Annotated in this window: 4 protein-coding genes; all 4 read right to left on the bottom strand. The window is 77.6% G+C overall.

Annotated elements, in window-relative coordinates; all coding sequences use genetic code 11:
- Positions 1-99, bottom strand: a 99-nt coding sequence (locus ACFV4N_RS42325; RefSeq protein ID WP_499678335.1) for an ATP-binding cassette domain-containing protein, incomplete at its 3' end; no start/stop codon positions are given.
- Between the two features lie 53 nt (positions 100-152).
- Entirely contained in the window at positions 153-1,061 is a 909-nt protein-coding gene (locus tag ACFV4N_RS42320; RefSeq protein WP_499678334.1) for an ABC transporter ATP-binding protein, read from the bottom strand.
- Complete coding sequence (locus tag ACFV4N_RS42315; protein ID WP_499678333.1) at positions 1,058-1,924, bottom strand: ABC transporter permease; 867 nt, start codon at positions 1,922-1,924, stop codon at positions 1,058-1,060. Before ACFV4N_RS42315 ends, ACFV4N_RS42320 begins: the two co-directional genes overlap by 4 nt.
- Before the next feature lie 19 nt (positions 1,925-1,943).
- A partial coding sequence (locus ACFV4N_RS42310; RefSeq protein WP_499678332.1) for an ABC transporter permease occupies positions 1,944-2,863 on the bottom strand: 920 nt, incomplete at its 5' end.

Genomic DNA, 2,863 nt, shown 5'->3' with positions numbered 1-2,863 from the left:
GGCCACCAGGCGCAGCAGCGTGGACTTGCCGGTGCCGGACGGACCGCGGATGCCCACCACCTCGCCCGCGCCGACCTCCAGGTCGACACCGGACAGCACCTGGCGGGAGCCGTATGCCTTGGACACCGCACGCGCCGCCAGCACGGGCCCGGTCACCGGTCCACCACCCAACAGGCCACGCCCGCCACCACCGGCGGCCGGCGGTCGCACCGGTGGTCCGCCACCGGGCACCGGGCCGCGAACGCGCAGCCCACCGGTTCCTCGGTCGCCCGGGGCGGCGCGCCGGGCAACGGCGCGGGCAGTCCCGCGCCGGGCGTGGGGATCGCCGCCACCAGCGCCCGGGTGTAGGGGTGCGCGGGGCGGGACAGCACCTCCCGGGCGGCACCGGTCTCCACCACGCGCCCCGCGTAGATGATCGCCACCCGGTCGGCGTGCTCGCGGACGACGCCGAGGTCGTGGCTGATCAGCAGCACCGCGTCCGCGGCCGACCGGAGCACGTCCAGCGCCGTGCGGGCGTGGTCGGCGTCGAGGGAGCCGGTCGGCTCGTCCGCGACCAGCAGCGGCGGCCGGTGGGCGACCGCGGCGGCGATCGTGGCGCGGTGCAGCATCCCGCCGCTCCACTGGTGCGGGCGCTGCCGCAGCCGGGCGCGCGCGTCGGTGATGCCCAGCCGCCCCACCAGTTCCGCCGCGCCGCCCGGCGGTCCCGGCTCGCCGTGGGCGCGCCACGACTCGGCGACGTGGTGGCCGACGCGGCGCAGCGGGTCGCAGGCGGCCACCGGGTCCTGGGGCACCAGGCCGACCGCCTTGCCCCGCAGCGCCCGCAATTCCTCCGGCGCGGCGCCGACCACCTCCGCGCCCGCCACGCGGATCGAGCCGCGCACCCGGGCGCGCCGGGGCAGCAGGCCCAGCACCGCCAGCGCCACCGTGCTCTTGCCGCACCCGGACTCGCCGACCAGGGCCGTCACCCCGCCGCTCGGCACCACCAGGTCCAGCCCGCGCAGCGCGTGCGCGCCGTTCGGGTAGACCACCTCCAGGCCCTCCACCTCCAACGCGTGGCTCACCGGTCACCGTCCCCGTGCGCGCCGGCCAGCGACTCGCCCAGCAGGTTCGCCGCGAGCACCGTCAGCACGATCGCGACCCCCGGCCCGAGCAGCAGCCACGGCGCCTGTCCCAGGTACAGCCGGGCGTTGGACAGCATCGCGCCCCACTCCGCCGCGGGCGGCTGCACGCCCAGCCCGAGGAAGGACAGCCCGGCGATGGACGTCACCATGTACCCCACGTCCAGGGACACCAGCACCAGCAGCTGGCCGAACGCCGCCGGCACCAGGTGCCGCCCCGCGGCGCGCAGCCACCCCACGCCGGCCAGCCGCGCGGCCAGCACGTCCGGCCGGTCCCGCCCGGTCATCACGTAGCTGCGGGCCATCCGCGCGTAACCGGGCCAGGTGCCCGCGGTCAGCGCGACGACCATCGTGCCGAACCCGGGGCCGAGCACGCCGAGCAGCGCGAGCGTCAGCACCATCGCGGGCAGCGCGAGGAAGACGTCCACCACCCGCATCAGCACGGTGTCCACCACGCCGCCCAGCACCCCGGACACCACGCCGACCACCATGCCCACGGCCAGGCCCAGCGCCAGCACCGCCGCCACCGCGAGCAGCGAGTTGCGCCCGCCGACCAGCAGCCGCGCCAACTGGTCGCGGCCGAGGTGGTCGGTGCCCAGCAGGTGCTCCGGTCCGGGCGCGACCAGCACCGCGGTCCGGTCCAGCGCGTCCGGGTCGTACGGGACCAGCCACGGCCCCACCACCACCACGACCACCACCGCGACGAGCAGGCCGAGCCCGATCCGGCCCGCGCCGCCCGGCGCGACCCCGGACACCCGCTGCGCGACCCGGACCCTGGCGGCCCGCGTGCCCACCACCGTGATCACCGCGCCCGCACCCCCGGCGTCACCACGAGCCCCTCTCCCTGAGCCGCGCGTCGACCAGGGCGGCCAGCGCGCCCGTCACCAGGCTCACCCCGACCCACATCACCGTGGCGACGAGCGCGAAACCCTGCACCACGGCCAGGTCCCGCGCGGTGATGGCCTGGACCACCACCAGGCCGATGCCCGGCCACGCGAACACCCCCTCCACGATCACCGCCCCGCCGAGCATCCACCCGAAGGTGAGCGCCACCGCGGTCAGCACGGGCACGGCCGCGTTCGGCAGCCCGTGCACCACCAGCACCCGCGCCCGGCTCGCGCCCCGGGACGCCGCGGTGAGCGCGTAGCCCGACCGCAGGGCCGACAGCAGCCCGGAGCGCAGCAGCCGCGACCACATCGCGGCGGGCAGCCAGGCGAGCGTGGCCGCGGGCAGCCACACCGCCGACCACGACCCGTCGGTGATCACCCGGCCGAAGCCCCACTCCACGACCACCACCTCGATCAGCACCAGCCCCACCAGGAACGCCGGCACCGCGACGCCGCCCAGGGCGAGGGCGCCGGTCACCTTGTCCGGCCAGCGCCCGGCGAACGCCGCGCCCACCAGGGCCAGCACCACGGCGGCCACCAGCGCCAGCGCCACCGTGGCGACCGCCAGCCGGACGGTGGCCGGCAGGTGGGTCGCGATGACCTCGGTGACCGGGCGGTCCCACCGCGTCGAGGCGCCCAGGTCGCCGCGCAGCACGCCGCCCAGCCACGCCAGGTACTGCTCGTGCAGCGGCCGGTCCAGGCCCAGCTCCGCGCGCGCCTCGGCCAACTGCGCCTCGGTGGGCGCGATGACCCGCTCCTGGTTCAGGTAGCGGCGCGCCGGGTCGCCGGGGGTGAGCGGGAGCAGGCCCCACACCAGCAGGGTGGCGCCGAAGACGGTCACCACCACGTGCCCGAGCC

The organism is Actinosynnema sp. NPDC059797, assembly GCF_042732085.1.
In the GTDB taxonomy this organism is placed as follows: Bacteria; Actinomycetota; Actinomycetes; order Mycobacteriales; family Pseudonocardiaceae; genus Actinosynnema.
This window is presented reverse-complemented; position numbering and strand designations above follow the sequence as displayed.